This is a genomic window from Streptomyces sp. NPDC004051 (genome assembly GCF_053604275.1).
Genome location: NZ_JBSGHG010000001.1, coordinates 600,143 through 627,082 on the forward strand (window position 1 = coordinate 600,143; position 26,940 = coordinate 627,082).

The following is a 26,940-nucleotide window of genomic DNA, read 5'->3' on the forward strand; positions in this document are numbered from 1 at the left end:
AAGTTCGGCCGGACAGCTCCTCGTATGGGACACGTCGCCACTGCATCACGCGATCAAAGCCGGACGCGTGGACACCCTGGCGGACCTCGCCACCGAATGCCGGGGATTACCCCGCCGCAATGTCACCACGGCCGCGGTCATCGAGGAACTGCGCCACTACGACCTGGACATCTCGAGCCTGGGCTGGCTCGAAGTCCAGCACGTGGACGGCCTCGCCGAGCTCACCGCGCTGGTGCGGTGGATGGAACGCGTCTCCGGGCAGAAGTCCAACCACGGTGAGGCGACCGTGCTCGCCTGGGCCGACGTGCACGGAGCGGTCGCGGTGGTCGACGACCTGGACGCGCGCAAGGCGGCGCGCGCCGGAGGCCTCACCGTGTGGGGGACGCTCCGGGTGATCGCGGAGGGGGTGCGGGACGGCCGCGCAACGGAATATGTGGCGTCCACCCTGGTCGACGCGCTGCTCGCGACGGGTGCACGCTACCCGTGCGGACACGGAGGTTTCCTCGAGTGGGCGAGGAAGAACGGGCTGTTGTGAGACCTCTCTGGCAGTTCATTCCGGTACGACCGCACCGGAGTGCGTGCTGTCGTACGCCGGCCTGTCCCGCGGCTCCGGTCCCCTGGACGGCGTCCTCGCCCAGGCCGCCGACTCCGGCTGGGGCCGCCTGGAGCTCCCCGCCCGCCACATCCTCGACCAGGACCCGGAGGTGGCCGATGTCCTCGCGGCGACGACGGCCCGGCTGCTGTAACGCGGTGCACTGGTCAATTGCGATCCCTTGACCACGGACCGCATCGCGATCGGCACGGCACGCACTGAACCGCCCCAGAATCCTGAAGGGCGGCCATAGGGGTTGCTGCGCTGGGCGCAGCCTTGTTCTGATGCTGAGCCCAACCTATGACGCCTTCTTGCGCGCGCTCGACTACGAAATGCTACGAAGCTGCTCCTGGCTGGTGGTCGCCGGTCAGAGGAAGTCGGCCGTGTCCAGGTCGAAGTCGAGCGGGTCTGGGAGGGGCAGCGACTTGCCCAAGGGGCGGGTGCACTGCTCGCGGTATTCGTCGCCTTCCGGGGTGCTGAACAGGGTGATCGAGGAGGCTTCGCGGTCGAGGAGGAGGTAGAGAGGGATACCGCCGCGGGCGTAGCAGCGGCGCTTGGCCTCTCGGTCGGCCTTCGGCTTGGAGGAGGTCACCTCAAGGACCAGGGCGACTCCGTCACAGGGCATCCAGGAATCGGCTCCCCGGTAGAGCCGCAGCTCCCTCGGGGCAAAAGTGCCGTCCGGGATCACGCGGTCCTTCGGGCAGCCACCGCCGCTCCGCAGCTTCAGCCCCTTGTTCCCGGAGAACTGCATCCTGATCCGGGAACGCTCCAGCACCTGCTCCACGATCAGTCCGATGTAGTCCTCGTGATCCCCGTCCGGCGGCGGCGTCACAACGATCTCCCCCTCGATCAGCTCGGCCCGGAAGCCTTCTGGCGTGTCCAGGGCGAGGAAGCCCTCCAGCAGGACCTCTTCCCGCGTGAGCGGTTCATGGGCCATGGCAGTCATGTCACGTCCCCCCTTCGGTCGCTCGCCAGACTGGGACATCGGCTGATCACCTGTCCATGAGATCGGGAACCGTTCCCTCGATCGTGGCACAGGAACGCGTCCCACGTCAGACGCCACAGGCGTTCGCTTGACCCTGTCGCGGCGTCAACGTTTCTACTGAGGGCATGCGGATCGGAGAACTCGCCACGGCCGTCGGTGTCACCACGCGGACCGTGCGGCACTACCACCATCTGGGGCTGCTCCCGGAGCCGGAGCGGCGGGCCAACGGGTACCGGGACTACACGCTGCGGCACGCCGTCGTGCTGGCGCGGATCAGGCGGCTGACCGAGCTGGGGCTCGGGCTGGCCGAGGTGCGGGACGTGCTCGCGGACGACGCCGGGAAGGACCTCGCCGAGGTGCTGACCGAGCTGGACGAGGACCTGGCCCGGCAGGAGGCCGCGCTCCGGGACCGCCGGGCGCGGCTGCGGGCCCTGCTGGAGACGGAGGGCGGGCTGACCGCCGAGGGGCCGGTCTCCCCCGAACTGGCCACACTCTTCCGGGAGATGCCGGACGTGTCCGGCTCCCCCATGGCCGTCAAGGACCGGGAGATGCTCGCACTGATCGAGACGACGGCGGACCCGGAGGAACGGGCGCGGTTCATGGAACTGTTCAGCGGTGTGATGGGGGCTCCGGGCGGGATGGAGCGGGCGCTCGCCGCGTACGCGCTGCTCGACGCGCTCGTCGACGCCGCGCCGGACGATCCCCGGGTGGACGAGGCCGCCCGTGCCCTCGCCGCGTGCCTGCCGCCCGGGCTGCTGCCGGACGACGTCGCCGTCGACCAGGACCACAGCTTCCTGCGTGCCTTCTACGCCGACTTCGCCCCCGCCCAGGCGGAGGCGATCCGCCGGATGATGCGGATCGTCGTGGAGGGCGGGCGGTCATGAGAGCCGTCAGGGGCGTCGGGATTCTCGTCCGGCACGAGCTGCGGCTGATGGTGAGCCTGGTGCTGTGGCTGGCGCGGCGGACGCACGGTGTCGGGGGCGGGACGGCCTTCGGGTACGCGCGGGGGCACGGCGCGGTGATGTTCGGGTTCGCGTTCGTGTGCGTGGTCGAGACGGTGGTGATGTCCGTGCTGCTGCTCGACTGGCCGACGGTCCACGCGGTGGTGCTGTTCCTGGACGTGTACACGGTCGTCATCGTCGTGGCGCTGCACGCCGCCAACGTCGTACGCCCTCATGTACTGGACCCGGGCTCCGGGACGCTGCGGATCCGCGGGGCCGTCCACGTCGACCTGCGGATACCGCTGGAGCGGATCGCCTCCGTCCGGCATGAGCTGCGGATGAGCCACGAGCGGGCCGACGGTGAGCTGAACGTCGAGGTCGGCTCGCAGACCACGGTCACGCTGGAACTCACGGAGCCGGTCACCCATGTCACGTTCTTCGGGCGGCTCCGGGAGGTGCGGATCGTACGGTTCCACGCCGACGAGCCCGACGCCCTGGTCCGGGCGCTGGCGGCGGGGCGGTGGGCCCCTCAGGCGTAGGGCCCGGCACCGTACGCTGTCGGCTGGGTTCTACCGTGAGGAGCAACGCGTGCTTGTCCTGCTGCCGCCGTCCGAAGGGAAGGCCGCTTCCGGCCGCGGCGCCCCGCTGAAGCCGGAGTCCCTGTCGCTGCCGGGGCTGGCCGAGGCCCGGGAGGCCGTCCTCGCCGAGCTGGTGGACCTGTGCGCCGGTGACGAGGACAAGGCGCGCGAGGTGCTGGGGCTGAGCGAGGGGCTGCGGGGCGAGGTCGCGAAGAACGTGGAGCTGCGCACCGCCGGGGCCCGGCCCGCCGGGGAGATCTACACCGGGGTGCTCTACGACGCCCTGGACCTGGCCTCGCTCGACCCGGCCGCCAAACGCAGGGCCGCCCGTTCGCTGTTGGTGTTCTCGGGGCTGTGGGGTGCGGTCCGGGTCACCGACCGGATTCCGTCCTACCGCTGCTCGATGGGCGTACGGCTGCCGGGGCTCGGGGCGCTGGGGGCGTACTGGCGTGCGCCGATGGCCTCGGTGCTGCCGAAGGCGGCCGGCGGCGGTCTGGTGCTGGACCTGCGGTCGGCCGCGTACGCGGCGGCGTGGAAGCCGAAGGGCGAGGTGGCCGCGCGTACGGCGACGGTACGGGTGCTGCACGCGCCGACCCGGAAGGTGGTCAGTCACTTCAACAAGGCGACCAAGGGGCGGATCGTCCGCAGCCTGCTGACGGCCGGGACCGCGCCCGAGGACCCCGCCTCCCTGGTGGAGGCGTTGCGGGATCTCGGGTACGTGGTGGAGGCACAGGCGCCGGAGCGGGCGGGGACGCCCTGGGCGCTGGATGTGCTGGTGGAGGAGATCCACTGACGACATCGGTCGCGTTGCGCACATCGCAACGCCTTTTGCGCAGGGCGCTTCAGTGAAGGCAGGATGACGCTCATGAGTTCACCCCTGCCCTCGCCGGCCCCCTCCGTCTCCGTACTGGACCTCGCGCCCGTCGTGCCCGTCGTCGTGGTGGAGGACGCCGTCGACGCCGTACCGCTGGCGCGGGCGCTGGTCGCCGGGGGGCTGACCGCGATCGAGGTGACCCTGCGGACGCCCGCCGCCCTGGACGCCGTCCGCGCGATCGCCGCCGAGGTGCCGGACGCGGTGGTCGGGGCCGGCACGGTGATCACACCGGGGCAGGTGGGCGAGGTCGTCGCTGCCGGGGCGCGGTTCCTGGTCAGTCCGGGCTGGACGGACGTACTGCTGGAGTCGATGCGGGCGTCCGGGGTGCCGTTCCTGCCGGGAGTGTCGACGGTCTCGGAGGTGGTGGCGCTGCTGGAGCGCGGGGTGCGGGAGATGAAGTTCTTCCCGGCGCAGGCCGCGGGCGGCACGGCGTATCTGAAGGCGATCGCCGGGCCGCTCCCCCAGGCCCGCTTCTGTCCGACCGGCGGGATCGGCCCGGAGTCCGCGCCGGACTATCTCGCGCTGCCCAACGTCGCCTGTGTGGGCGGCAGTTGGATGCTCCCGCCGGACGCCGTGGCGGCTCGCGACTGGGCCCGGATCGAACGACTGGCCCGCGCGGCGGCGGACCTCGGCGCAGGTGGCCTCAGCGCAGGTGGGACGTCTCGTTGAACAGCCGGACGCTGGCGTTGCCGTCGGCGTAGTACGCCACCGCCGACAGCGAGGCCGCCGACAGTTCCATCCGGAACAGGGCCTCGGGCGGGGCGCCCAGGGCGAGGCGTACGAAGGTCTTGATCGGGGTCACGTGGGTGACGAGCAGGACCGTGCGGCCCGCGTACGCGGCGGTCAGCCGGTCCCGGGCGGCCGCCACCCGGTTCGCGGTGGCCGCGAAGCTCTCCCCGCCGCCGGTGGGTTCGGCGTCCGGGGAGGAGAGCCAGGCGTTCAGGTCGTCGGGGTGGCGTTCGCGCACCTCGGCGAAGGTGAGGCCCTCCCACGCGCCGAAGTCGGTCTCGCGCAGCCCGTCGTCGACGGTGACGTCGAGGCCCAGGCGGGCGGCGATGACGCCGGCGGTCTCGCGGGTGCGGGCCAGGGGCGAGGTGACGATCGCCTGGACGGTGCCGCGCCGGGCGAGGTGGGCGGCGGTCTTCTCGGCCTGCTCCCTGCCGATGTCGGAGAGGGAGGGGTCGCTGCCGCCGCTGCCGGAGAACCGTTTCTGGGGGGTCAGCGGGGTCTCGCCGTGCCGGAGGAGCACGAAGGTGGCCGGCGGGCCCATGTCGGCGGGCGCCCAGCCCGATGAGGGGGTGGAGGAGGGAGTGGCGGCCGACGCCGGACCTCGGGCGGCGGCCGTCTCGGTGCCGACGGGAGCGGCGGCCGTCTCGGTGCCGGGGGCTGCCACGGCCTGCGCGGCCCGGACGTCGGCGGCGGCCGCGTCCGCGCCCCCGGACGGTCCTGGCCGCTCGGACGGCCCCGACGGCTCCAGCGGCTCCGGCGTCACGGGCCGTGCCGCCGGTGTGTCCAGTGCGGCGCGCGAGTCCGACGCGCTCCACGCCTCACCCCGCGCCCCCGCGTCCATCGCCTCGTTGGCCAGGCGGTCCGCGTGCTTGTTCTGCTCGCGCGGGATCCACTCGTAGGTGACCCGGCCGGGCGGGAGGATCCGCGCCGCTTCGGCGGCCAGCGGCTTGATGCCGGGGTGCTTGATCTTCCAGCGGCCCGACATCTGCTCGACGACGAGCTTGGAGTCCATCCGGACGTGGACCGTGGCCTCCGGGTCCAGCTCACGGGCGGCCCGCAGGCCGGCCAGCAGGCCCGAGTACTCGGCGACGTTGTTGGTGACGACGCCGAGGTACTCGGCCGCCTCCCGCAGCGTCTCCCCCGTCGCCGCGTCGCTCACCACGGCCCCGTAGCCCGCGGGCCCGGGGTTGCCCCGTGACCCACCGTCGGCCTCGACGATGAACTCCCGCACCGGAAGCAACCCCTACAGCCCCGACTCGGCGGTGCGGACCAGGATGCGGCGGCAGTTCTCGCAGCGCACCACCGTGCCGGGCGCGGCCTGGCGGATCTCGTTCAGCTCGGTGATGGCGAGCTCCTGGCGGCAGCCCTGGCAGCTGCGCGCGTACAGCTTCGCCGCGCCGATGCCGCCGTGCTGCTCGCGCAGCTTCTCGTACAGCTTGAGCAGGTCCGCGGGAACGGCTCCGGCGACGACGGCGCGCTCCTTGGTGACCGTCGCGGCCTCGCCGTCGATCTCCGCGCAGGCCGCGTCCCGGCGGCCGGTCGCGTCGTCGATCCGCGACTGGACGGAGGTGACCCGCTCGGCCAGCTCGGCGGCCCGCTCCTGCGCGGACTCACGGCGCTCCATGACCTCCAGGACGACGTCCTCGAGGTCGCCCTGACGCTTGGCGAGGGAGGCGATCTCGCGCTGGAGGTTCTCCAGGTCCCTGGGCGAGGAGACGGCGCCGGAGTCGAGGCGCTGCTGGTCGCGGGCGGCGCGCTGGCGCACCTGGTCCACGTCCTGCTCGGCCTTGGTCTGCTCGCGGGCGCAGTCGCTCTCCTCGGTCTGCGCGGCCACGTGCAGGTCGCGCAGCTGGGCGAGGTCCCGGGTCAGCGACTCGAGCTCGGCGTGCTCGGGGAGCGACTTCCGCTTGTGCGCGAGTTGCTGGAGGCGGACGTCGAGGTCCTGGACGTCGAGGAGTCGGATCTGGTCGGCGGACGCGGCGTTCAGTTGGGGGCTCCAGATGTATCGGAGTGGGAGGGGACGCTCGGAGCGCTCCCCGCAGGGGTGGTGGACGACGGGTGGACGAAGGACGCCGCGTGGGCGGTCCAGGGGTCGGTGACCGTGGCGGAGACGTGGACCCGAAGGCCCCATCCGTGGCGGTCGGAGATCTCGTCGAGCTGGGCTGCGGCCAGCTCGCACCAGGGCCACTCGGTGGCCCAGTGCGCCGCGTCGAGCAGCGCGAGGGGACGGTGGGCGGCGTGGTCCGCCGCGAACTCCGACGCCGGGTGGTGGCGCAGGTCCGCGGTGAGGTACGCGTCCACCTCGGCCGCCCGGACGTGGGCGAAGAGGCTGTCGCCGGAGCCGCCGCTGACGGCGACCCGGCGGACGATCGCCTCGGGATCGCCGGCGACGCGGATGCCCTGCGCGGTGGCGGGGAGGCGTTCGGCGGCGCGGGCGGCGAACTCGCGGACGGTCAGCGGGTGGTCCAGTTCGCAGACCCGGCCGAGCCCGCGGCGGCCCTCGGGGTCGGTGGTGTCCGGCACGAGCGGCCGTACGACGCGCAGGTCGAGCGCGCCGGCCAGGGCGTCGCTCACCCCGGGGTCGGCCGTGTCGGCGTTGGTGTGGGCGACGTGCAGCGCGATGTCGTTCTTGATGAGCCGGTGCACCACGCGGCCCTTGGCGGTGGAGGCCGCGACGGTGGTCGTCCCGCGCAGATAGAGCGGGTGGTGGGTGACCAGCAGGTCGGCGTTCAGCTTCACCGCCTCGTCGACGACCTCCAGGACGGGGTCGACCGCGAACAGGACCCGGGTGACCTCCTGGTCGGGGTCGCCCGCGACGGTGCCGACCGCGTCCCAGGACTCGGCCCGCTCGGCGGGCCACAGGGTCTCCAGCGCGGTGATGACTTCAGACAGACGGGGCACAAGCGCAAGGCTACCTGCCCCTTTGGCGCTGCAGTACCGGTGCGGGCACCTGGGACGGACCCGACGCCGGCGAGCACATAAGCCCCCCTTTCCTCAGGTGAATCGTTCCTGGAACACCCTTATGTGTGAAGCGGGGGCCACCGGGTCCTCCGGCCGCGCGTACGAAAACTACGTTCGTCGCCGGAGGTGACCGAACGATGACGATGTGTGCGATCGAGCCTTCGACGGGCCACGCGGACACCGGGCAAGCGGACGCCGGGCACGCGGACACGGAGCGCAGGTCCCGTACGGAGGGCGAGGGCGGTACGGAGCACGGGGACGGGAGACCCGCGCCGGGCTGTGTCCTCACCTCCGACGGTTCCTACGCCGCACGCCTCGCCCCCGTCGACGGCTCCCTGGTCCCGGAGCGCTGGACCCTGGACGGCCCCGAGCCCTGCGCGGTGCCGCTGCCCGGCGGCCGGCCCGAGGTGCCCGGGACCGAGGTGCAGCCGCTGGGCGACGGGCGGGTCCTCGTCCACCGGCCGGCGGACGGGCCGCACGGCGGGGGGCGCCCCGGGAGGCACACCTTCTCCCTCCTGTACCCGGCCGGCTCCGGGACCGGCGAACTGGCGCTCGGCGCGATCGCGTGCCCGGACGAGGGGACCCGGCTGCGGCTGCTGCCGCCCGCCCCGTGCGGGCGGCGGGCGTACGCCGTGGCCGTGGGCCCGCGGTCGACGGCCCTGTGGCTGGTGGCGGGCGGCGCCTCCGGGCCCGAGCAGCTGGCCGAGATCCCGGGCCGCTGCTCGGGCGGGGCGTGGCTGGACCGCGCCGGCCGGATGCTGGCCCTGGACCGGGAGGCCGGCGGGCGCACCAAGTCGGTCGTGGTGGACCTGGGCCGCGGGGGCGAGGTGTCGCCCCTGTTGCAGCTCACCCCGGAGAGCGACGACCGGGTCCTGCTCGCCGACCCGGACAGCGGGCTGCTGCTGATCCGCTCGGACGCGCCCTCACCGGGCCGGGCCCGGCTGGGCTGGGGGGTGCTGGGCAGCACGCTGCCGGTGCGCTTCCCGGAGTGCCTGCGGCTGCCGGACTGCACGGTCACCCCGTTCGCGATCCGGTCCGGCCGGGCGCCGGCGCCGGAGAGCTGCTCGGTGGCGTTGCGCGTCGACAGCGCGGACGACGCGGACGGCGTGCTCGGCAGCTGGGTCGGGGTGTGGCGGCCGGGGCTGCGGCAGCTGCGCCATCTCCCGGCGCCCGAGGGGTGGTTGGCCGGCACCGGGCTGTGGACGGCGGACGGGGTGCTGCGGCTGCCGTGCGCCACACCGGCGGTGCCGTGCGCGGTGGCCCTGCTGTACCCGCCGGCACCGGAGCGACAGCACGGGGAGAGCGGCCCGTACGTCCCGTCGGAGGCGGAGTCCCCGGCGCCCGTGTCCGCGGTCGGCCCCGCGATGCGGACGACCGTGTCCGCGCCCCGCCCCGTTCCCTTGCAACAGGCGCCGCTGGGAGCGCTTGTAACGAAGTAGCGGCGGTCGGCGTGGTCGCCTGGATGCGCACCGTGACCCGCCGGTTAGACTCACCCGGTTGCAGGAAGATCAGTTTTACGGGGTGAGTTCCTTCCATGAACGATGCCAGCACGAACCAGCCGCAGACCGCCGACGGCGGGCAGATCGCTGCCGGGCGGGGCAGGCACCGCGGACCGGTTTCCCAGCAGGACTCCACGGTGGCCCCCCGGGGCCGTCACCGCAGGCCCGCCGAGGAGAACGAGCAGTCGGGGCAGGCTGCCTGACGGCACGTCAGGTGTCAGTCGGACATCAGGTGGATCGGTGACCGGCCCCTTCCGTCGCACGACGGGAGGGGCCGTTCCTGTTCCGGCATGTCCCCTTCGGCCGCGGGCCGGTTCAGAGGTGTGCGACGACGGTGTCGGCGAGCACGGGCGCGTCGCCCCTGTCCGGGGTGCTCACGGCCGCCCGCACCCCGCCGGACCCCACCCCATGCGGATCCGCGGCGTCTCGCCCGGATGGACGATCCCGGCGACCCGGGTGTCGTGGCGACGGACGCGGGCGAGGTCGACGTCGATGCCGAGGTGGTGGAGCTGGACGTCCTCGCGCCCCCGGGTGGGCTCGCCGGTCCGGGGTGCGGCGGCGAGCGCCCCGGCTGCGTCGACGGGCAGGGGGCCTCCCGGTTCTGGAACGCGTTCGGGTCAGGACGTGAGGTCGTGAAGCGGCACGTTCCGCCCGTTCGTCCTAGGCTTCGTCCGTGAACGAGATGCCCCGGGACCACCGGCCCGCCACCTCCGTCCGGGTCCTGCTCGCGGAGGATCCCGGTGCGAAGCACGGGGCGCTCGCCTTACTGCTCCGGATGGAGCAGGGCATCGAGGTCGTGGCCCAGGTGGCGGCGGGGGGCTCGGTCGTGGAGGCGGCGCTCACCCACCGCCCCGACGTCGCCCTCCTCGACCTCGGGCCGGCCGGTCCGAACGGTCCGGGCGGTCTGGAGACCGCCGCCGCGCTGCGCGACCAGGTGCCCGACTGCCGGGTGCTGATCCTCGCCACGGCCGGCGGGCCCGACCGGTTGCGGCGGGCCATGGCGGCGGGGGCCGCCGGCTTCCTCGTCAAGGACGGGTCGGTGCGGGAGCTGGCCTCCGCGATCCGCCGGGTGCTGGCCGGGGAGACGGTGATCGACCCCGCACTCGCCGCGGTGGCGGCGGCCGACACCACCGCCACCGACACCACCGCCGCCGCCGCCACCACCAGCGTTCCGCCGCCACCGCTCACGGCCCACGGCTCCGCCCCGGTCCCGCCGTCATGCGTTCCGCTGGAACAGTGCCGTCCAGAGGAAGTCCTCCCCGAAGAGCGGTGAGTCCTCCGGCTCCTTCCGCATGCGGCGCAGTTCGATCCCGGTCAGGTCCGAGAAGATCCGGCGCAGCGACTCGTCCGTGTAGGCGAGCCCGCCCCGGAGGCCGCCCTGCCCCCGGTAGAACTCCGCGTCGGACAGCTCCGAGCCCATGGCGCCCGCCGCGAAGCAGGCGAGCGCGAACCGGCCGCCCGGGGCGAGGACCCGGTCGAGCAGCGCGAGGTAGCTGATCCGGCGGTGCGGGGGCAGGTGGTGGAAGCAGCCGGAGTCGTACACCAGGTCGTACGGTCCGGCGAGTTCGCCGCCGTCCCGGGTGAGGGTGAAGGCGTCGCCGCAGTGGAACCGTACGCCGTGCGCATCCGTCTCGCGGGCCCGTTCCCGCGCCCAGTCGACGGCGGCCGGGGAGAGGTCGACCGCGTCGACCTCGAAGCCGCGGGCGGCCAGATACAGCGCGTTGCGGCCGGGGCCGCAGCCCACCTCCAGCGCCCTGCCCCCGGTGAGCAGGCCCCGTTCGACGTACGACACCAGGTTCTCGTCCGGCTTCGCCGCGAAGAACGGCACCGGCCGGGAGCGGTCGGCGTAGAAGCCGCTCCACCAGTCGGCGCCCTGCTCCGTCCACCGGTCGGCCTCCGGTGCGAACAGGCCGTCCAGCAGGTCGAGTACGTCGTCCACGGTGCGTGTGCTCCGGTCCATCCGGGCCCCCTTCCGTATGCGTCGACCGTATCCGCCGGAGGCGTGAAGTCCCAGGTCAGCAGGGCTTGTTGGGGATTTCGTGAAGGCTCCGGCGGCCCCTGGGAGGGGCTGGCGCGACCGGCGCCGAGGGGCCGTTCGGGGGTGGGGAGGAACATCCGTGCCGGCCCCCTCCGCGGGCCGTCACGGCGCCTCTCCGACCGGCCCGGCGCCCGCTTTCTCCGCCCGGTCTCCCCCCACTGCTCCCTCAGTGCGCCGCCGTGGTTCTCCGGGGCAGCCAGAGCCACATCAGCACCATCCCGGCGGCCAGCACCACCGCCCCCGTACGGAACGACAGGGCGTACCCCTCGGTGAGGGCCTCCGGAGTGGTGCTGCCTCCCGTGCGGGCCGCCGCGATCGTCGACAGGACGGCCAGACCGAGCGAACCGCCCATCGTGCGGGAGGTGTTGATCAGTCCGGAGACCAGGCCGGCCTCCTCGGGGGCCGCGCCGGAGGTCGCGAGGGCGGCGAGCGGGGTGCCCGCGAGGCCCCCGCCCAGCATCATCAGGATGCCGGGGAACATGATCGCCGTCAGATACGTCCCGTCGGCCGTCATGGTCGACTGCCAGGCGAAGCCGGTCATCGCGACGAAGGTGCCGAGCACGGCCACGGTGCGCGCCCCGGTCACCCGCATCAGCCGGGGCGCGACCTTGGAGCCGACGACCACGGCGAGCGAGCTCGGCACCAGGGCGAGCCCGGCCTCCAGCGGGGTGTAGCCGAGGACGTTCTGCGCGTAGAGGATCATGAAGAACCACATGGAGAACATCGCGGCGCCGCTCAGGAACATCGCCGCGTTCGCCGACGACACCGACCGCACCCGGAACAGTCCCAGCGGCATCAGCGGGGCCTTGGCCCGCGCCTCGACGAGGAGGAACAGCGCGATGAGGGCGAGCCCGGCGAGCAGCGGCACCAGGGTGGGCGTCGCCGTCCAGCCCTCGGCCTCGGTCTGGGAGATGCCGTAGGCGAGGGTGGCGAGGCCGGCCGTCACGAGCAGCGCGCCGGGCAGGTCGAGCCGCCGTCCGTCCCCGGCCCGGCCCTCCGCCAGCCACCAGGCGGCTCCGGCCAGCACCACCACCCCGATCGGCACGTTGATCAGCAGCACCCACCGCCAGGACAGGGCGTCCGTGAGCACCCCGCCGACGAAGCCGCCGGCCGCGCCGCCGCCCGCCCCGACGGCGGTCCAGGTCGCGATGGCGCGGGCGCGGGCGGCGCCCTCGGAGACCGCCGAGGTGACGATGGTCAGGGTGGAGGGCGCCAGGACGGCCGCCCCGAGCCCCTGCGCCGCCCGCGCCAGCAGCAGCTGCCAGCCCTCCTGGGCCAGTCCGCCGGCCAGTGAGGCCAGCGTGAACAGGCCGAGGCCGACGAGGAACATCCGCTTGCGTCCGTAGAGGTCACCGGCGCGTCCGCCGAGCAGCATGAAACCGGCGAAGGCGATGGCGTACGCGTTCACCACCCACTGCAGTCCCTGCCCGCTGAGCCCGAGACCGGTCCGCATCGACGGCAGCGCGACGTTGACCACGGAGATGTCGAGCACGACGAGGAACTGCCCGGCACACGCGAGCGCCACCGCCAGCCACGGAGGAGGCGCGTTGCGGCGGGGAGTACGGGTGACGGTGGTGTCCGGGACTTTGAGCATGGACGTCATGGTCTCAACCGGCGGGCACCCCTTGCATCGGGAATTCGCCGGGACGGGTCCTGGTCCTTCCGGCCTAGGACGCCCCGGAGCCGCCCGCAGCAGGCGCCACGAGCCCCCCGTCCGACGCTCCCGACGGGTACGGCACCATGGGCACCCCCAGACGCGTACGACCGGACGCGTGCGAGCGAGAGGACGCCGGAACCGATGCCGACGCCGATGCCCCCGGCACCCGAGCCCGAGATCCTGGCCGCGTTCGAGGCGGCGAAGGGCTTCATGCCCGCGGACGAGGGCCTGGCCCTGTACGCGGCGGCGGCCGAGGCGGGACGGCTCGGCCTGCCCCTGCTGGAGGTCGGCACCTACTGCGGCCGGTCGACGATCCTGCTGGCCGACGCGGCCCGCGCGGCCGGCGTCACCGCGCTCACCGTGGACCACCACCGGGGCAGCGAGGAGCAGCAACCGGGCTGGGAGTACCACGACCCGGAGACGGTCGACCCCGAGCTGGGGGTGATGGACACCCTCCCCGCCTTCCGCCGCACGCTGCACCGGGCGGGCCTGGAGGACCACGTGGTCGCCCTGGTCGGCCGCTCCCCGGTGATCGCGGCCCTGTGGAGCTCCCCCCTCGCCCTGGTCTTCGTCGACGGCGGCCACACCGACGAGCACGCCACGGCCGACTACGAGGGCTGGGCCCCGCACGTCGCCGAGGGCGGTCTGCTCGTCATCCACGACGTCTTCCCCGACCCGGTCGACGAGTTCACCGGCCAGGCCCCCCACCGCGTCCACCTCCGCGCCCTGGCCTCCGGCGCCTTCACGGAGGTCTCGGCCACGGGCTCGCTGCGCGTCCTGCGCCGTACCGGGCACGGCATCTGAGGCGCGGAGGTCCGGAGGCCGTCCCACGGGGACGATGGCGGTGCGCGGCGGCCGCTAGGGTGGCCGGGTGTCGTACACCGGACCCGGCTTCGAACCGCCCCCCGCCCGCCGCTCCCGGAGGAGGCTCCTGACCGTGGCGCTGGCCGCGCTCGTGCCGGGGGCGCTGCTCGGATGGGCCGTCTACACGACCGTGGGCGGGTCGGGCGGCGGGAGCGCCGCCCCGGGGGCCGCGGGGTCCTCGACATCCGCCTCGTCGCGTGCGCCGTCCTCCGCCGGCGCCTCCCCGTCGGACGGGTCCGGTGACCCGGACGGCGGAAAGCCGGGCGGCTCCGCCACCTCCGGGGCCCCCTCCGGTCCCGCGTCCTCCTCCGCGCCCGCCGGGTCCGGGCCGCTCAAGGGGAAGGTCGTCGTCATCGACCCCGGGCACAATCCGGGCAACTTCCGGCACACCGCCGAGATCAACCGCCAGGTGGACATCGGGACGAACTCCAAGGAGTGCGACACCACCGGCACCTCCACCGACGACGGTTACGCCGAGGCGAAGTTCACCCTGGACGTCGCCCACCGGATGCGCGATCTCCTGGAGGAGCAGGGCGCCACGGTGAAGCTGACCCAGGACGCCGACCGCCCGTTCGGGCCGTGCATCGACGAGCGGGCCGAGATCGGCAACAAGGCGAAGGCCGATGCCGTGGTGTCGATCCACGCGGACGGTTCGGGCGCCGGGAACCGCGGGTTCCACGTGATCCTGCCCGGCTCCGTGAACTCCGGCGCCGCCGACACCCGGGCCATCGTCGAGCCCTCCCGTGAACTCGGGGAGCGCATCGCGGGCAACTTCGTACGCGTCACCGGCAACGCGCCCTCCAACTACGTGGGCGACGGCACCGGTCTCGTCACGCGTAAGGACTTGGGCGGTCTCAATCTGTCAACGGTTCCCAAGGTGTTCGTCGAGTGCGGCAACATGCGCGATAGCAAGGACGCGGCACTTCTGACCAGCGGTGCCTGGCGGCAGAAAGCGGCGCAGGGGATCTCCGAGGGAATCGTGGGTTTCCTGCGCGGGCAGGGACCGGCGCGCTGATCCAGGCGGACAGCCCGATCGTGCGGACGATAGTGTCGTTCCACGACGAGGGGTCACCCCCGCGCTTCACACCGGGCCCCGAAGGGCGGGGTGGTGACAGCGACGCCTCTACCGACGACGAGACGACCCAGAAGGACCTGAAGTGAATATCCGCTCCCTCACTCGAGGCGACGGCGTGGTGATCGGAGCAGCGGTATTGCTGTTCATCGCGTCGTTCCTCGACACGTTCGGCGGCGACGAGGACAACATCCCCAACGCCTGGGACAACCTGGGCATGGTGATGAGCCTGTACATCGCCGGCATCGCCGGTGCGGCTCTCGTCGTCATGGCCCGCATGCTGCCCCAGCCGCCCAAGGTCGCCGGTCTCGACCTGGGTCAGTTCGGTGTGGCTCTGACGATCTTCGCCGCGTGGACGTCCTTCTGGACGATCATCGACCCGTCGGGGGCGTTCGACGAGGTCTTCTCCAGTTTCGGTGGCAAGGAGCCCGACACCGGCGCGGGCCTGATCCTCGGCCTGATCGCCGCCCTCCTCCTGGCCGCCGCCGCCGTCGCCACCCCCCTGGTCCCCGCCCTCAAGGGCCCCCTCGTGCCGGCGCCCCGTCCCGCCGCCCCGCAGCCCTACGGCGCCCAGCCGCCCGCCGGTTACGGCTACCCGGGTGCGCAGCAGTCCGGTTTCGGCGGTCAGCCGCAGCCGGGCCAGCCCGGTCAGCCGTTCGGCGGTCAGCCGGCCGCGCCGCCCGCCGCCGACTTCTCGCCGTTCTGGTTCGCGGTGCCGGTGCCCCGGCCGCTGTTCCCGGAGGACGGCTCGCAGACGCCGATCGCCGAACTGGCCCCCGGCACCTGGTACCTGGCCGTCGAGCAGCGCGGAGCGGCTCTCGTCGCCCAGACGCAGGACGGCCGCCGCGGGGTGCTCCAGGACACCTCCGGCATCCAGCGCGGCTGACCCCGCTCCCTGCCGTACGGCCCCTCGCCCTGCCGGGCGGGGGGCCGTTGTCGTGCGACTGGATCCCCGCGGAATTCGCGGTGTCGGCCGTCGTCCGGGTTCGCATCGGGATTCCGGGGCCAGACGGACATCATGTCCCCTCGACATCGCACGGGTTCCACCTCCGCGGGGACGGTCGTCGCGGTGATCGCGGACATCATGGCCGTCGTTCTCGGTTTGTGGATCCTGATGTACCTGTTGGACGCCGACCGGGCCAACGACCTGGTGCGGTTCGTCCATGACGCGGCCTCCTGGCTGGCCGGCTGGTCACGTGACCAGGGGGGTCCGGGGGTGTCCCCCGGAGAACACAGCACGTTCGACGCGGAGTGGGCGCGGGTGGTCGCCGGATACGGACTGGCCGCGGTCGTCTACCTGTTCATCGGCCACGCCATCGCCGACCGCCTCCACCGACGCTGATCCACGCCCCCACGCCCCTCCGGCCCACGCCCCGACCGCCCGAGCGGCTGGTCGCGTGACCAGGGGGGTCCGGGGGCGTCCCCCCGTCCCTTCCCGGCGTCCGAGCCGCTCAGTCCAGGGCGCAGCAGTCCGGGGCGAGGCCCCGGGGGAGGCGGTCGCCGCCGAAGACCGCGCAGGTGGCCTCGTGGCCGCCGAGCGCGGCGACGGCCAGCAGCAGTGAGCCGGCCGTCCAGGTGGTCAGCTCGACCGGCCAGATCGCCTCGTCGTCGTAGACGTACCCCGTCCAGTACAGGCCGCTCTCCGGATCGCGCAGGTGCTGGATGGACTGGAGGATCTCCAGCGCCCAGTCGGACTCGCCCATCGCCCACAGGGCCAGGGCGAGTTCGGCCGATTCGCCGCCGGTCACCCACGGGTTGGGGATCACGCAGCGCACCCCGAGTCCGGGGACGACGAAACGGTCCCAGCCCTCCGCGATCCGGGCCTTGGCCTCCGTGTCGGTGAGGGCGCCACCCAGTACGGGGTAGTACCAGTCCATCGAGTAGCGGTCCTTGTCGAGGAACCGCTCCGGGTGGTGCCGGATCGCGTGCCGGAGTGCGCCCGCCGCCAACTCCCAGTCCGGCTGCGGCTCTTCCCGCTGCTCGGCGATGGCCAGCGCGCAGCGCAACGCGTGGTGGACGGAGGAGCAGCCGGTGAGCAGCGCGTCGGTGGTGGGCGTGCCGTCGTCGTCGCGCCGCCAGCCGATCTGCCCGCCGGGCTGCTGCAGTTGCAGGACGTACTCCACCGCCGCGTACACGGTGGGCCACAGGCGGTCCAGGAAGGTGTCGTCGCCGGTGGAGAGGTAGTGGTGCCAGACGCCGACGGCGATGTAGGCGACGAAGTTGGTCTCCCGGCCCCGGTCGGTGACGTCGAGCGGGTCGCCGTCGGCGTACGCCGCGTACCAGGAGCCGTCCGCCAACTGGTGCCTGGCCAGCCACAGGTAGGCCCGCTCGGCGGCCTCGTGGGCGCCCGCGGCGTCCAGCGCCATGGCGGCCTCGACGTGGTCCCACGGGTCGAGGTGGTGTCCGCGGAACCACGGGATCGCCCCGTCCTCACGCTGCACGGCGAGGATGCCCGCGACGGTCGCGGCGGCCTGCCCGGCGGTGAGGACCCCGGGCAGGACGAGGTGTTCTGTCCGGGGGGTGGTCACTTGGCGGCCGCCCCGGCCTCGGTGCCCGCCCCCGTGTCGGCATCGGCTCCCGCCCCGGCCTCGGTGCGCGGCAGATGCGGTTTGGTCGCGTACGCCACGAAGCTCTTGCCCATCACCGGGTTCAGGGTCCGCTCCGCGATGCGGGTGGCCAGCGGCTTCTTCATGATGTCCCAGACCAGCAGCTTGTGGTACGCCCGCACCGGCAGCGCCTTGTCGTTGTCCACGCCGAAGGCGCACTTCAGCCACCAGTACGGCGAGTGCAGCGCGTGCGCGTGGTGGGTGCCGTAGGGGCGCAGGCCGGCCTCGCGCATCCTGGCCAGCAGCTCGTCGGCCTTGTAGATGCGGATGTGGCCGCCCTCGACCTCGTGGTAGGCGTCGGACAGGGTCCAGCACACCTTCTCGGGCCCGTAGCGCGGGACGGTGACCGCGATGCGGCCGCCGGGCTTGAGCACGCGGACCATCTCGGCGAGGACGCCCTTGTCGTCGGGGATGTGCTCCATCACCTCGGAGATGATCACGACGTCGAAGGACGCGTCGGGGAAGGGCAGTGCGAGGGCGTCGCCCTCCATCGCGGTGGCGGTGGCCCCGGCGGGCGCCTCCCCGGCCTCCTTCATCGCCGCGAACCACTTGGCGACCTCGCGGATCTCCTCGCCGTTCTGGTCCAGTGCCACGACCCGCGCGCCGCGCCGGTAGCACTCGAAGGCGTGCCGACCGGCTCCGCAACCGAGGTCCAGGACACGGTCGCCCGGGGCGAGCGGGAACCGGGAGAAGTCGACGGTCAGCACGTGGCCCTGCTTTCGCGGTGGGAGGTGACGGGTTCTTCTGCGACGAGTGCCGCGGCTTCCGCAGGACCGGCGCCGACGGGATCGGCCCCTGCGGTCGCCGTGGTCGCTGCGGTCGCCGTGGTCGCTGCGGTCCCGGCGGCTTCTGCGGCCTCCGTGGTCCCGGCGGTCCCCGCGCGGGCCATCGCCTCGCGGTAGCGGGCCACCGTGCCCTCGGCCGCGCGGGCCCAGGTGAAGTGCCGCAGCACCCGTTCCCGGCCGGCCGCGCCGAGCCGCGCGCGCAGCTCGGGGTCGCCGAGCAGCCGGTTCAGTCCGGCGGCCAGCGCGCCCGCGTCGCCGGGCGGGACGGCCAGACAGGTCTCGCCGTCGCGGCCGGCCACCTCCGGGATCGCGCCGCCGGTCGTGGCGAGCAGCGGGGTGCCCGTGGCCATGGCCTCGGCGGCCGGGAGCGAGAAGCCCTCGTACAGCGACGGCACGCAGGCGACCTGGGCGGAGCGCACGAGGTCGACCAGTTCCGCGTCCGAGATGCCCTTGACGAACTCGACGGCGCCCTCGAGCCCGTAGCGCTCCACGGCGTCGGCGACGGGCCCCTTGGCGGGGCGCTTGCCGACCACGACGAGGTGGGCCTCGGGCTGCTCGACGCGGACCTTCGCCAGCGCCTCGACGAGGAAGACCAGGCCCTTGAGCGGCACGTCCGCGCTGGACGTGGTCACGATCCGGCCCGGCACGACGGGCACCGAGGCGTCCGGCGAGAACAGGTCGGTGTCGGCGCCGATGTGGACGACGTGGATCCGGTCCTGCCGTACGCCCAGGTGGTCGACGATCTCCTCGCGGGAGGTGCCGGAGACGGTGAGCACGGAGGGCAGCCGGCGGGCCACCCGCTTCTGCATCCTGGTGAAGGCGTACCAGCGGCGCACCGAGGCGCGGCGCCGCCTGCTCCCGGCGGCGTCCAGCTCCAGCTGCCGGTCGACGGTGATGGGGTGGTGGATCGTGGTCACCAGGGGCGCGCCGAGGTCGCCGAGCAGGCCGTAGCCGAGCGTCTGGTTGTCGTGCACAACGTCGAAGTCGCCGCGCCGGGCCCGCAGGTGGCGGCGGGCCCGCAGGGAGAAGGTCAGCGGTTCGGGGAAGCCGCCGGTCCACATCGTGCCGACCTCGAGCGCGTCGATCCAGTCGCGGTACTCGTCGCGGCCCGGGGTGCGGAAGGGGTCGGGCTGGCGGTAGAGGTCGAGGCTGGGCAGCTCGGTGAGGCTCAGCCCGTCGTGGCCCTCGTCGAGGACGGGGTAGGGCTGGGCGCCGATGACCTCGACCTGGTGTCCGAGGCGGGCGAGTTCGCGGGAGAGGTGGCGTACGTAGACGCCCTGCCCGCCGCAGAACGGGTTCCCCTTGTAGGTGAGGAGTGCGATGCGGAGCGGTCGCAAGCCGTCGGCGGCGGAGGGACCCCGTGAGGGCCCGGCCTGACTGGCCTCAGCGGTCACCCTGGGCCCCCTATCTCCCTGCACGGTCCCGCGACTCTACGTCGGGACGTTAACCTGGAACAAGTTTCAGAGTTGATCGTTCCGCAGCTCCGAATCTACCGGCAGGTAAGGACGCCGGAAGCAGTGGATCAGGTGATTCACGCCACGACGGGACGCGTGCCATGCTGTCCGATCACCCACCCTCACCGACGGTCACGGAACGGGGCCCATGCCCGCGGAAGCCCACACCGAGAAGGCGGCCAAGACGGCCAGGACGGCGATGCCGCCCGAGCCGAACAAGGCCGACAGGACCGACAAGGCCGGCGGCGCCGACGGGGCGGGCAGGGTGGCGCTCGTGGACACCGGCCCCACCGGGGCCTCCCCCACGTCGCCCCTGACCGAGCGGCAGGAGGCGCGCAGGCGCCGCATCCTGGACGCGAGCGCCCGACTGGCCGGCCGGGGCGGCTTCGACGCGGTGCAGATGCGGGAGGTGGCGGAGTCCTCGCAGGTGGCGCTGGGCACGCTGTACCGCTACTTCCCGTCCAAGGTCCACCTGCTGGTGGCCACGATGCAGGACCAGCTGGAGCGCATGCACCGCACCCTGCGGAAGAAGCCCCCGGCGGGCGACACGGCCGCGGAACGGGTCACCGGGACCCTGATGCTGGCCTTCCGCGCGCTCCAGCGCGAGCCGCAGCTGGCCGACGCGATGGTGCGCGCGCTGACCTTCGCGGACCGCAGCGTGAGCCCGGAGGTCGACCAGGTCTCCCGCCGGACCACGATGATCATCCTGGACGCCATGGGCCTCGGGGACCCCACGCCGGACCAGCTCTCGGTGGTCCGCGTCATCGAGCACACCTGGCACTCGGCCCTGATCACCTGGCTGTCCGGGCGTGCCTCGATCGCCCAGGTCAGGATCGACATCGAGACGGCGTGCCGCCTGATCGACTGGGCGGCTCCGGGGAGCGAAGCGCCGTGAGAGCGACGGTGTGGGGCATCCCGGACCAGCGCTCGTGACGGCCGGGCGGCACGCCCCTGCTGTTCGACGGCAACCACACCGAGCAGCCCGCCTGCCACGCGGCGCTGAGCGCACTCGGCGGCTCCCCTGATCCCGGCGGCCCCGGCGGCCCCGGCGGCCCGGGCACGCCCGGCGCGGCCCGCGCCGCCTTCTACAGCAGGGCGGAGTTGTGGGGTGACCGATTCAACGGCAAGGGGACCGTCACCGCGGGCAGTTCGGCGGTCGGCAACTGGTCGGCGACCGTCACGGTGACGCCCCCGCAGAAGATCTCGGCCGCCTGGAACGGCTTCCCGCCTGGGACGGCAGCGGCAACGTGATGACGATGCGGCCGAACGGCAACGGCTCACCGGCGGCCGGGGCGTCGACCGGCTTCGGATTCACCGTGATGACGAACGGCGGCACGGCGCCCCCGAGCGTCGGCGCCTGCACCGCGCCCTCACCACCCCGCTCCCGCACCACCGGCCGCGGACCGGTCCGCGGTGACGTGACCTCGGCCGCCTCGGTTCACGCCGCTTCCGACCACTTTCTTACGTACGGGTAGAGTGACGGCGTCGTCATCACCCGTACGGGGGAAAGCCGGTGCAATTCCGGCGCTGACCCGCAACCGTGAGCCGTCCCCCGGGACAGCGAGCCGGAACGCCCCGAACGGTTCGTGACCGGCTCACGCGCCCGGCGGCCTGCCGGGGCGCGGCACCGTCGAGGTATACGGAGCCGAGCCGCCGGGATGTCCCGTGCTGCCTGGCTCCCCCTGGGAGAGAGGCATCCGCCGATCATGAACGTCCGTAACAGCGCAGCGGTGCTGGCCGCCGTCGCCGTCGTGATGGGCGCCGCCGTACCGGCCGCCGCCGACTCGTCCCCGTCCCCCTCGCCGTCCCAGCAGGCCCTGCCGACCGCCCTGTACGGCGACGGCGATCCGCAGTACGACGGCGTGTGGCGGCAGTCGCTCGCCCTGCTCGCGCAGCACACGGCGGGCGTCGAGCCGCCGAAGTCGTCCGTCGACTGGCTGGCGGGGCAGCAGTGCGCCGACGGCTCGTTCGCCCCGTACCGTGCGGACACCGGCACGGCGTGCGCCGCCGAGACCATGGTCGACACCAACCAGACCGCCGCCGCCGTCCAGGCCCTCGCCGCTCTCGGCGGGCACGACGCCGTCACCGGCAAGGCCGTCGACTGGCTGAAGTCCGTGCAGAACAAGGACGGCGGCTGGGGTTACACGGCGGGCGGGGACAGCGACGCCAACTCCACCTCCGTGGTCATCGGCGCGCTCGCCGCGGCGGGCGAGGAGCCGGCCGAGGTGGTCAAGGGCGGCAAGTCCCCCTACGACGCCCTGCTGGAGCTGGCGCTGCCGTGCGACGCCGAGGGGGACGGTGCGGGCGCGTTCGCCTTCCAGCCGGACAAGAAGGGCGAGTTGGTCGCCAACGCCGACGCCACGGCGGCGGGCGTGCTCGGCTCCCTCGGCGCGGGCCTGGTGGTCGAGCCCGGCAAGGGCGGGTCGAAGGACGCCGGTTGCAAGAAGGCGGACACGCCCGAGCAGGCCGCCGCCAACGGCGCCGCCCACCTCGCCGGCGTGCTCGCCGAGGACGACCACCTCGTCTCCGCCCTCCCCGGCTCCGAGGACCAGCCCGACTACGGCAACACCGCCGACGCGGTGGTCGCGCTCGCCGCGCAGGGCGTCACCGGGCAGGCCGCGAAGTCCGCGGCCTGGCTGGAGGAGAACGCCGCCGAATGGGCGGCCCAGAGCGGTCCCGCCGCCTACGCCCAGCTGATCTTCGCCGCCCACGCGACCGGCACCGACCCGCGCGCCTTCGGCGGCACCGACCTGGTGAAGCAGCTCTCGGCGACCGGCCCGGCCGCCGAGAAGTCCTCGCCGACGGCGGCCGACGGCAAGGCCGGGCAGGACGAGAAGGACGAGGCGAAGGACGGGTCGGACTCCGGGTCCGGCCTCTGGTGGACCCTCTCGATCGTCGGTGTCTGCCTCGTCGCCGCCGTCGGCGCCGGCTTCCTGCTGCGCGGCCGGAGCAGGAGGCAGCAGTCGTGATCCGCCGGGCCACCGTGCTGTTCCTGGCCGCGCTCCTGCCGCTGCTGGCGGGCGTGGGCCAGGCGCAGGCCGCCGGCTACCGGTACTGGTCGTTCTGGGAGCTGGACGGCGACGCGTGGACGTACGCCACCCAGGGACCCGCCACGGCCCGTCCCGCCGACGGCGACGTCCAGGGCTTCCGGTTCGCCGTCAGCGAGGACTCCGCCGACGCGACGCGGCCCCGGGGCGCCGCCGACTTCGCCGCGATCTGCGCGAAGACCCCGGCGGAGGACGGCGAGAAGCGGGTGGCCCTGGTCATCGACTTCGGTACGGCCGCCGACGCCCCCTCCGGCGAGACCCCGCCGGAGGGCCGCACCGCCTGCGCCCGGGTCCCCGCGGACGCCACGACGGCCGAGGCCCTGGCCTCCGTCGCCAAACCCCTGCGCTACGACAGCAGCGCCCTGCTGTGCGCGATCGCGGGCTACCCGGAGAAGGGCTGCGGGGAGCAGGTGTCGTCGGGCGGCGGCGCACCGGCGGCCGAGAAGGCCGAGAAGCCCGGGAAAACCGGGGAAACCGAGAAGGGCGACGGCGGCCCCTCGCTCGGTCTGGTCGCCGGGATCGCCGTGGTGGCGTTGCTGGGGGCGGCGGCGGTCCGGCAGGTACGCCGCCGTGGCTAGCGGCGCCCGGCCACGGGGGCACGTCGGCACCGGCGCCGAACGTCCGGTGCCGACGGCCGCCCCCGTCCCGCGCCGCCGGCGGGGCGACTCCCTGCACCCCGGCGCCTGGTGGCTGTGGGCCCTGGCGCTCGGTGTCGCCGCCACCCGTACCACCAACCCGCTGCTGCTCGCCCTCCTCGTCACCGTCTCCGCGTACGTCGTGGCCACCCGCCGTCCGAACGCGCCCTGGGCCCGTTCCTACGGCGCGTTCGTCAAGCTGGCGCTCCTCGTGCTCGCCGTCCGCCTGCTCTTCGCGATCGTCCTCGGCTCCCCCGTGCCCGGCACGCGTGTGCTCGTCGATCTGCCCGAAGTCCCGCTCCCCGACTGGGCGCAGGGCATCCGCCTGGGCGGCGAGGTCACGGCCGAGGCCCTCACGTTCGCCCTGTACGACGGCCTGAAACTGGCCACGCTGCTCATCTGCGTCGGCGCCGCGAACGCCCTCGCCAACCCCTCCCGCCTGCTGAAGTCCCTGCCCGGCGCCCTGTACGAGACGGGGGTGGCCGTCGTCGTGGCGCTGACGTTCGCGCCGAACCTGATCGCGGACGTCCAGCGGCTGCGCGCCGCCCGCCGGCTGCGGGGCCGTCCCGACCGGGGTGTCCGGGGACTGCTGCAGGTCGGACTTCCTGTCCTGGAGGGCGCGTTGGAGCGTTCGGTCGCGCTCGCCGCCGCGATGGACGCCCGCGGTTACGGCCGCAGCGCGCAGGTCCCGGCCGGGATCCGCCGCACCACCGCCGCCCTCACCCTCGGCGGGCTGCTCGGCGTCTGCGCCGGAACGTACGGGCTGCTCACCGCCGAGGGCGCCGTCCACGGCCTGCCCGTGCTCCTGGCCGGTCTCGCCGCCGCGCTCGCGGGCCTGTGGCTGGGCGGCCGGCGTTCCCTGCGCACCCGGTACCGCCCGGACCGCTGGGACGCCCGCGCCTGGCTGGTCGCCGGCTCCGGCGCGGCGGTCGCGGCGCTGCTGGCGCTCGCCGCCGCGCGCGATCCGGCGGCCCTGCACCCCGGTGTGGTGCCGCTGGTCGCGCCCACGCTCCCCCTGTGGCCGGCGGCGGCCGTACTGATCGGCCTGCTCCCCGCCTTCGTCGCACCCGCCCCCGAGGACACCGGCGAGGAGCCGTCGTGATCCGTTTCGAGAACGTCTCCGTGACGTACGACGGCCTGCCCGAACCCTCCGTGCGGGGCGTCGACTTCGAGGTGCCGGAGGGCGAACTCGTCCTGCTCGCCGGTCCGTCGGGGGTCGGCAAGTCCACCGTGCTGGGCGCGGTCAGCGGCCTCGTCCCGCACTTCACCGGCGGCACCCTGCACGGCAGGGTCACGGTGGCCGGCCGCGACACCCGCACCCACAAGCCGCGCGAACTCGCCGACGTCGTGGGCACGGTGGGCCAGGACCCGCTGTCCCATTTCGTGACGGACGTCGTCGAGGACGAACTCGCCTACGGCATGGAGTCGTTGGGACTGCCCCCGGCGGTGATGCGGCGCCGCGTCGAGGAGACCCTGGACCTGCTGGGCCTGGCCGGCCTGCGCGACCGCCCCATCTCGACGCTCTCCGGCGGCCAGCGGCAGCGGGTCGCCATCGGCTCGGTGCTCACCCCGCACCCGCGGGTGCTGGTCCTGGACGAACCGACGTCCGCGCTGGACCCCGCGGCGGCCGAGGAGGTCCTCGCGGTCCTCCAACGCCTGGTCCACGACCTCGGCACCACCGTCCTCATGGCCGAGCACCGGCTGGAACGCGTCATCCAGTACGCCGACCGGGTGGCGCTGCTGCCGGGGCGGGGCGAGCCCCCGCTGCTCGGCACGCCGGCGGAGGTGATGGCCGTCTCCCCGGTGTTCCCGCCGGTGGTGGCGCTGGGCCGGTTCGCGGGGTGGTCCCCGCTGCCGCTGACCGTGCGGGACGCGCGCCGTCGGGCGGCCGGGCTGCGGGAGCGGCTGGCCGAGGCGGCGGCGCGGCAGGAGCCCGCTCCGAAGGCTCCGGCGCCCGTGCCCTCCGGCCGGCGCCTGTTCACACGCGCCGAGGCCGACGGTTCGGCTCCCGCCCCGGTGGCGGAAGTCCGCTCCCTGGCCGTCCGCCGTGACCGCGTCCGGGCCCTGCGCCACATCGACCTGACGGTCGCCCCCGGCGAGACGGTCGCCCTGATGGGCCGCAACGGCGCCGGGAAGTCGACGCTGCTCGGCGCCCTGGTCGGTCTGGTGGAACCGTCGGCCGGTTCGGTCCGCACCGGTGGTGCCGTACCCCACCGCGCCCGCCCGCGCGACCTGGTCCGCCGGGTGGGACTCGTCCCGCAGGAGCCGCGCGACCTGCTGTACGCGGACACGGTCGGCGCGGAGTGCGCCGCCGCGGACCGGGACGCGGAGGCGGAGGCGGGCACCTGCCGTGCCCTGCTGTCGGAGCTGCTCCCCGGAATCACCGACGACACGCACCCCCGTGACCTGTCCGAGGGCCAGCGCCTGACCCTCGCCCTGGCCGTCGTCCTCACCGCCCGCCCGCCCCTGCTCCTGCTCGACGAGCCGACCCGCGGCCTGGACTACGCGGCGAAGGCCCGCCTGGTCTCCGTGTTGCGGGGGCTGGCCGCCGAGGGGCACGCCATCGTCCTGGCCACGCACGACGTGGAACTGGCGGCGGAACTCGCCCACCGGGTGGTGCTGCTCGCCGAGGGCGAGGTCATCGCCGACGGTCCGGCGGCCGAGGTGGTCGTCGCGTCACCGTCCTTCGCCCCCCAGGTGGCGAAGATCCTGGCCCCGCAGCAGTGGCTCACGGTCTCCCAGGTGCGGGCGGCCCTGTCATGACCCCCGCACGCACCCCGAGCACCGTCACCGGCGCGCAGCGCCAGGTGCGGGCCGTCCGGCTGGGACCGCGTTCGCTGCTGGCGCTGGGCCTGGTGAGCGCGGTGGGCGTGGCCGCCTTCGGCTGGCCCTTCCTGGCCCCGCCCGCCTCCACCCTCAACGCCCACGCGCAGGACGCGCCGTGGCTCTTCGCGGGGCTGCTGGTGCTTCTGGTCGCGGTGGTGGCGGCGACGATCTCGGAGTCGGGTCTCGGCCCGAAGGCGGTCGCGATGCTGGGCGTCCTGGCGGCGACGGGCGCGGCCCTGCGCCCCATCGGCGCGGGGACGGCCGGTCTGGAACCCATGTTCTTCCTGATGGTGCTGAGCGGCCGGGTCCTCGGTCCCGGCTTCGGCTTCGTGCTCGGCTCGGTGACGATGTTCGCGTCCGCGCTGCTCACGGGCGGGGTCGGCCCGTGGCTTCCGTTCCAGATGCTGGCGATGGGCTGGTTCACGATGGGCGCGGGCCTGCTCCCGGGCCCGGACCGCCTCCGGGGCCGCGCCGAGCTGTGGATGCTCGCCGCCTACGGCTTCCTGGCGGCCTTCGCCTACGGCACGGTGATGAACATGGCGGGCTGGCCCTTCATGGCCGCCCTCGCCTCGAACATCTCCTTCGACCCGGACGCGTCGGTCCCCGCCAACCTGGCCCGCTTCGTGGCGTACTGCCTGGCCACGTCCCTCGGCTGGGACCTGGGCCGGGCCCTGCTCACCGTCGTCCTGGCCCTGACGCTGGGCGCCCCGGTCCTCCGCGCCCTGCGCCGCGCCACCCGCCGGGCGGCTTTCGAGACGCCGGTCACCTTCACGGGGCACCCCTGAGTAACCGCACCG

Annotated in this window: 28 protein-coding genes and 1 pseudogene; 19 read left to right on the forward strand and 10 right to left on the reverse strand. The window is 73.9% G+C overall.

Annotation, left to right across the window (positions count from 1 at the left end; genetic code table 11):
* Positions 1-67: 67 nt before the first annotated feature.
* Together ACWEQO_RS02795 and ACWEQO_RS02800 are read left to right on the forward strand one after the other, a co-directional pair.
* Positions 68-535, forward strand: a complete 468-nt coding sequence (locus ACWEQO_RS02795) for a hypothetical protein (RefSeq protein WP_452978155.1) — start codon at positions 68-70, stop codon at positions 533-535.
* Between the two features lie 43 nt (positions 536-578).
* The gene (locus ACWEQO_RS02800) at positions 579-746 is read left to right on the forward strand and encodes a hypothetical protein (RefSeq protein WP_452978158.1); all 168 of its coding nucleotides are present in this window, start codon (positions 579-581) and stop codon (positions 744-746) included.
* 213 nt (positions 747-959) lie between these two features.
* Here the strand turns inward: ACWEQO_RS02800 and ACWEQO_RS02805 are convergent, their stop codons facing one another.
* Positions 960-1,538: a Uma2 family endonuclease gene (locus ACWEQO_RS02805; RefSeq protein ID WP_452978161.1), complete on the reverse strand. Its 579-nt coding sequence runs from the start codon at positions 1,536-1,538 to the stop codon at positions 960-962.
* 164 nt (positions 1,539-1,702) lie between these two features.
* Here ACWEQO_RS02805 and ACWEQO_RS02810 point away from each other — a divergent pair, with 164 nt between their 5' ends.
* The 4 genes from ACWEQO_RS02810 to eda all read left to right on the forward strand — a co-directional run bounded on the left by ACWEQO_RS02810 (position 1,703) and on the right by eda (position 4,639).
* Positions 1,703-2,461, forward strand: a complete 759-nt coding sequence (locus ACWEQO_RS02810) for a MerR family transcriptional regulator (RefSeq protein ID WP_452978164.1) — start codon at positions 1,703-1,705, stop codon at positions 2,459-2,461.
* Positions 2,458-3,057, forward strand: a complete 600-nt coding sequence (locus ACWEQO_RS02815) for a hypothetical protein (RefSeq protein WP_452978167.1) — start codon at positions 2,458-2,460, stop codon at positions 3,055-3,057. Before ACWEQO_RS02810 ends, ACWEQO_RS02815 begins: the two co-directional genes overlap by 4 nt.
* A gap of 49 nt (positions 3,058-3,106) precedes the next feature.
* Complete coding sequence (gene yaaA / locus ACWEQO_RS02820) at positions 3,107-3,889, forward strand: peroxide stress protein YaaA (RefSeq protein ID WP_452978170.1); 783 nt, start codon at positions 3,107-3,109, stop codon at positions 3,887-3,889.
* A gap of 72 nt (positions 3,890-3,961) precedes the next feature.
* Positions 3,962-4,639 (forward strand): bifunctional 4-hydroxy-2-oxoglutarate aldolase/2-dehydro-3-deoxy-phosphogluconate aldolase, encoded by a 678-nt coding sequence (eda, locus tag ACWEQO_RS02825; RefSeq protein ID WP_452978173.1) that lies wholly within the window; start codon positions 3,962-3,964, stop codon positions 4,637-4,639.
* Here eda and ACWEQO_RS02830 read toward each other — a convergent pair.
* The 3 genes from ACWEQO_RS02830 to ACWEQO_RS02840 are packed head-to-tail and all read right to left on the reverse strand — an operon-like array spanning position 4,614 to position 7,600.
* A complete protein-coding gene (locus ACWEQO_RS02830) occupies positions 4,614-5,930 on the reverse strand; it encodes a bifunctional RNase H/acid phosphatase (protein ID WP_452978176.1) in 1,317 nt (438 codons plus the stop codon). The two genes, eda and ACWEQO_RS02830, sit on opposite strands and share 26 nt — an antisense overlap.
* Positions 5,931-5,942: 12 nt before the next feature.
* A complete protein-coding gene (locus ACWEQO_RS02835) occupies positions 5,943-6,686 on the reverse strand; it encodes a zinc ribbon domain-containing protein (RefSeq protein WP_452978475.1) in 744 nt (247 codons plus the stop codon).
* Complete coding sequence (locus ACWEQO_RS02840) at positions 6,683-7,600, reverse strand: Nif3-like dinuclear metal center hexameric protein (protein WP_452978179.1); 918 nt, start codon at positions 7,598-7,600, stop codon at positions 6,683-6,685. The genes ACWEQO_RS02835 and ACWEQO_RS02840 overlap by 4 nt, the downstream gene beginning before the upstream one ends.
* 197 nt (positions 7,601-7,797) lie before the next feature.
* On the opposite strand from ACWEQO_RS02840, the gene ACWEQO_RS02845 reads away from it, so the two are divergent.
* Together ACWEQO_RS02845 and ACWEQO_RS02850 are read left to right on the forward strand one after the other, a co-directional pair.
* Positions 7,798-9,099, forward strand: coding sequence for a hypothetical protein (locus ACWEQO_RS02845; RefSeq protein WP_452978182.1), 1,302 nt, complete (start codon positions 7,798-7,800; stop codon positions 9,097-9,099).
* A 95-nt stretch (positions 9,100-9,194) separates the two neighbouring features.
* Positions 9,195-9,362 carry a hypothetical protein gene (locus ACWEQO_RS02850; protein WP_452978185.1) on the forward strand — a complete coding sequence of 56 codons (168 nt, stop codon included), beginning with the start codon at positions 9,195-9,197 and terminating at the stop codon, positions 9,360-9,362.
* A gap of 288 nt (positions 9,363-9,650) precedes the next feature.
* Here the strand turns inward: ACWEQO_RS02850 and ACWEQO_RS02855 are convergent.
* Positions 9,651-9,746, reverse strand: a pseudogene (locus ACWEQO_RS02855) (3-alpha,7-alpha,12-alpha-trihydroxy-5-beta-cholest-24-enoyl-CoA hydratase); the annotation flags it as partial.
* Positions 9,747-9,841: 95 nt separating this feature from the next.
* On the opposite strand from ACWEQO_RS02855, the gene ACWEQO_RS02860 reads away from it, so the two are divergent.
* Entirely contained in the window at positions 9,842-10,432 is a 591-nt protein-coding gene (locus ACWEQO_RS02860) for a response regulator (protein ID WP_452978478.1), read from the forward strand.
* On the opposite strand, the gene ACWEQO_RS02865 is transcribed toward ACWEQO_RS02860, so the two are convergent.
* On the reverse strand, positions 10,376-11,119 hold the full coding sequence (locus ACWEQO_RS02865) for a class I SAM-dependent methyltransferase (RefSeq protein ID WP_452978188.1): 744 nt from the start codon (positions 11,117-11,119) through the stop codon (positions 10,376-10,378). The genes ACWEQO_RS02860 and ACWEQO_RS02865 overlap by 57 nt on opposite strands.
* Before the next feature lie 244 nt (positions 11,120-11,363).
* Positions 11,364-12,800 carry an MFS transporter gene (locus ACWEQO_RS02870; RefSeq protein ID WP_452978191.1) on the reverse strand — a complete coding sequence of 479 codons (1,437 nt, stop codon included), beginning with the start codon at positions 12,798-12,800 and terminating at the stop codon, positions 11,364-11,366.
* Positions 12,801-13,007: 207 nt separating this feature from the next.
* Between ACWEQO_RS02870 and ACWEQO_RS02875 the strand changes: the two genes are divergently transcribed.
* From ACWEQO_RS02875 to ACWEQO_RS02890, 4 genes are all read left to right on the forward strand, one after another.
* The gene (locus ACWEQO_RS02875) at positions 13,008-13,658 is read left to right on the forward strand and encodes a class I SAM-dependent methyltransferase (RefSeq protein WP_452978481.1); all 651 of its coding nucleotides are present in this window, start codon (positions 13,008-13,010) and stop codon (positions 13,656-13,658) included.
* A gap of 67 nt (positions 13,659-13,725) precedes the next feature.
* The gene (locus tag ACWEQO_RS02880; RefSeq protein ID WP_452978194.1) at positions 13,726-14,733 is read left to right on the forward strand and encodes an N-acetylmuramoyl-L-alanine amidase; all 1,008 of its coding nucleotides are present in this window, start codon (positions 13,726-13,728) and stop codon (positions 14,731-14,733) included.
* 142 nt (positions 14,734-14,875) lie between these two features.
* A complete protein-coding gene (locus tag ACWEQO_RS02885) occupies positions 14,876-15,676 on the forward strand; it encodes a hypothetical protein (RefSeq protein WP_452978197.1) in 801 nt (266 codons plus the stop codon).
* Positions 15,677-15,808: 132 nt separating this feature from the next.
* The gene (locus ACWEQO_RS02890; RefSeq protein WP_452978200.1) at positions 15,809-16,132 is read left to right on the forward strand and encodes a hypothetical protein; all 324 of its coding nucleotides are present in this window, start codon (positions 15,809-15,811) and stop codon (positions 16,130-16,132) included.
* Between the two features lie 109 nt (positions 16,133-16,241).
* On the opposite strand, the gene ACWEQO_RS02895 is transcribed toward ACWEQO_RS02890, so the two are convergent.
* From ACWEQO_RS02895 to ACWEQO_RS02905, 3 genes are read right to left on the reverse strand one after another with little or no spacing between them, the layout of a single operon-like run.
* A complete protein-coding gene (locus ACWEQO_RS02895; protein WP_452978203.1) occupies positions 16,242-17,318 on the reverse strand; it encodes a prenyltransferase in 1,077 nt (358 codons plus the stop codon).
* Positions 17,315-18,103: a class I SAM-dependent methyltransferase gene (locus tag ACWEQO_RS02900; protein WP_361448188.1), complete on the reverse strand. Its 789-nt coding sequence runs from the start codon at positions 18,101-18,103 to the stop codon at positions 17,315-17,317. The genes ACWEQO_RS02895 and ACWEQO_RS02900 overlap by 4 nt, the downstream gene beginning before the upstream one ends.
* The gene (locus tag ACWEQO_RS02905; RefSeq protein WP_452978207.1) at positions 18,097-19,575 is read right to left on the reverse strand and encodes a glycosyltransferase family 4 protein; all 1,479 of its coding nucleotides are present in this window, start codon (positions 19,573-19,575) and stop codon (positions 18,097-18,099) included. The genes ACWEQO_RS02900 and ACWEQO_RS02905 overlap by 7 nt, the downstream gene beginning before the upstream one ends.
* Before the next feature lie 208 nt (positions 19,576-19,783).
* Between ACWEQO_RS02905 and ACWEQO_RS02910 the strand changes: the two genes are divergently transcribed.
* From ACWEQO_RS02910 to ACWEQO_RS02935, 6 genes are all read left to right on the forward strand, one after another.
* Entirely contained in the window at positions 19,784-20,530 is a 747-nt protein-coding gene (locus ACWEQO_RS02910) for a TetR family transcriptional regulator (protein WP_361448182.1), read from the forward strand.
* Between the two features lie 811 nt (positions 20,531-21,341).
* Positions 21,342-22,604 (forward strand): prenyltransferase/squalene oxidase repeat-containing protein, encoded by a 1,263-nt coding sequence (locus ACWEQO_RS02915; protein WP_452978211.1) that lies wholly within the window; start codon positions 21,342-21,344, stop codon positions 22,602-22,604.
* Positions 22,601-23,260, forward strand: coding sequence for an SCO2322 family protein (locus ACWEQO_RS02920; RefSeq protein ID WP_361448176.1), 660 nt, complete (start codon positions 22,601-22,603; stop codon positions 23,258-23,260). The genes ACWEQO_RS02915 and ACWEQO_RS02920 overlap by 4 nt, the downstream gene beginning before the upstream one ends.
* Positions 23,253-24,419 (forward strand): energy-coupling factor transporter transmembrane component T, encoded by a 1,167-nt coding sequence (locus ACWEQO_RS02925; RefSeq protein ID WP_452978215.1) that lies wholly within the window; start codon positions 23,253-23,255, stop codon positions 24,417-24,419. The genes ACWEQO_RS02920 and ACWEQO_RS02925 overlap by 8 nt, the downstream gene beginning before the upstream one ends.
* Positions 24,416-26,080, forward strand: a complete 1,665-nt coding sequence (locus ACWEQO_RS02930) for an ABC transporter ATP-binding protein (protein WP_361448173.1) — start codon at positions 24,416-24,418, stop codon at positions 26,078-26,080. The genes ACWEQO_RS02925 and ACWEQO_RS02930 overlap by 4 nt, the downstream gene beginning before the upstream one ends.
* Complete coding sequence (locus ACWEQO_RS02935; protein ID WP_361448170.1) at positions 26,077-26,928, forward strand: ECF transporter S component; 852 nt, start codon at positions 26,077-26,079, stop codon at positions 26,926-26,928. The genes ACWEQO_RS02930 and ACWEQO_RS02935 overlap by 4 nt, the downstream gene beginning before the upstream one ends.
* Positions 26,929-26,940: the final 12 nt, after the last annotated feature.

Bases quoted from the DNA above. Each gene is read 5' to 3' on its own strand.
- ACWEQO_RS02865 (WP_452978188.1), bottom strand. From the start codon at position 11,119: ATGGACCGGAGCACACGCACCGTGGACGACGTACTCGACCTGCTGGAC.
- ACWEQO_RS02815 (WP_452978167.1), top strand. From the start codon at position 2,458: ATGAGAGCCGTCAGGGGCGTCGGGATTCTCGTCCGGCACGAGCTGCGG.
- eda (WP_452978173.1), top strand. From the start codon at position 3,962: ATGAGTTCACCCCTGCCCTCGCCGGCCCCCTCCGTCTCCGTACTGGAC.
- ACWEQO_RS02845 (WP_452978182.1), top strand. From the start codon at position 7,798: ATGACGATGTGTGCGATCGAGCCTTCGACGGGCCACGCGGACACCGGG.
- ACWEQO_RS02850 (WP_452978185.1), top strand. From the start codon at position 9,195: ATGAACGATGCCAGCACGAACCAGCCGCAGACCGCCGACGGCGGGCAG.
- ACWEQO_RS02935 (WP_361448170.1), top strand. From the start codon at position 26,077: ATGACCCCCGCACGCACCCCGAGCACCGTCACCGGCGCGCAGCGCCAG.
- ACWEQO_RS02910 (WP_361448182.1), top strand. From the start codon at position 19,784: ATGCCCGCGGAAGCCCACACCGAGAAGGCGGCCAAGACGGCCAGGACG.
- ACWEQO_RS02875 (WP_452978481.1), top strand. From the start codon at position 13,008: ATGCCCCCGGCACCCGAGCCCGAGATCCTGGCCGCGTTCGAGGCGGCG.
- ACWEQO_RS02870 (WP_452978191.1), bottom strand. From the start codon at position 12,800: ATGACGTCCATGCTCAAAGTCCCGGACACCACCGTCACCCGTACTCCC.
- ACWEQO_RS02810 (WP_452978164.1), top strand. From the start codon at position 1,703: ATGCGGATCGGAGAACTCGCCACGGCCGTCGGTGTCACCACGCGGACC.
- ACWEQO_RS02860 (WP_452978478.1), top strand. From the start codon at position 9,842: ATGCCCCGGGACCACCGGCCCGCCACCTCCGTCCGGGTCCTGCTCGCG.
- ACWEQO_RS02890 (WP_452978200.1), top strand. From the start codon at position 15,809: ATGTCCCCTCGACATCGCACGGGTTCCACCTCCGCGGGGACGGTCGTC.
- ACWEQO_RS02915 (WP_452978211.1), top strand. From the start codon at position 21,342: ATGAACGTCCGTAACAGCGCAGCGGTGCTGGCCGCCGTCGCCGTCGTG.
- ACWEQO_RS02805 (WP_452978161.1), bottom strand. From the start codon at position 1,538: ATGACTGCCATGGCCCATGAACCGCTCACGCGGGAAGAGGTCCTGCTG.